This window comes from Ruegeria sp. CL5 (assembly GCF_056536485.1).
Map to the genome: position 1 here is coordinate 1 of NZ_JBQFPS010000038.1, position 819 is coordinate 819.

Annotated in this window: 2 protein-coding genes; one reads left to right on the forward strand and one right to left on the reverse strand. The window is 54.7% G+C overall.

What is annotated here, in order from left to right:
- Nucleotides 1-53: 53 nt before the first annotated feature.
- Nucleotides 54-716, reverse strand: a complete 663-nt coding sequence (locus ACR0IU_RS22280) for an IS6 family transposase (protein WP_480717789.1) — start codon at nt 714-716, stop codon at nt 54-56.
- On the opposite strand from ACR0IU_RS22280, the gene ACR0IU_RS22285 reads away from it, so the two are divergent.
- Nucleotides 621-819, forward strand: a 199-nt coding sequence (locus ACR0IU_RS22285; RefSeq protein WP_480717790.1) for a hypothetical protein, incomplete at its 3' end; no start/stop codon positions are given. The two genes, ACR0IU_RS22280 and ACR0IU_RS22285, sit on opposite strands and share 96 nt — an antisense overlap.

The following is an 819-nucleotide window of genomic DNA, read 5'->3' on the forward strand; positions in this document are numbered from 1 at the left end:
GGTGCTGTCAGACTAATTCGAACCAGTCTCAGTTTGCCGCAGAAACCGCGAACCTATCCGGAACAAAGTTGACGCCACTCGGCGAGAGCGGCGGCGCGCGTCAGCTTGAAGGTGTCTCGGCTGGCGAGCGATCTTTCCTTGTTGAAATGGTTGTATACTGAGGAACGGACGGAGACGAATTTCTGTAGACTTCGCATGCGCCTGAAACGCTGCATCGCGCGTTCGCGTCGTCGGAACGGCAGGTGCGAGTTCTCAACCCGGTTATCGAGCCACCTGCCCGTCTGCTGTTTTTCGGTAGCGCCGAGCTCTCTGATAGCAGCCCGATACGACGCGAAGCGATCGGTGACGACGGTTTCAGCTTTACCGTGCCGCTTCATCAATTTCCTGAGGAATTTCAATGTCGCTTGCTTGTTTCGACGTTTGGTAACAACGGCTTCCAGCATCTCGCCTTCTTGATCAACGGCCCGCCAAAGATAATGCCGCTTGCCATTCACCTTTACGAAGACCTCGTCCACGTGCCACTTCCATTTCGAGAACGCGCGCAGCTGCTGCACACGCTTTCTTTGGATCTCTGATGCAAACACCAGCCCAAACCGGTTCCACCAATATCGGACAGTTTCGTGGCACACGTCGATGCCTCGCTCGTGCAGCAGATCTTCGACATTCCGAAGCGAGAGTGGGAACCGAATATACAGCATCACCGCAAGGCGGATGATCTCTGGGCTGGTTTTGAAGTACTTAAAAGAGGCAGGTCTGGTTATGGGCAAAAGCTACGAAAGCCCCCTGCCCGCCTTAAGGCAAGTTCTTCTGACAAGACCG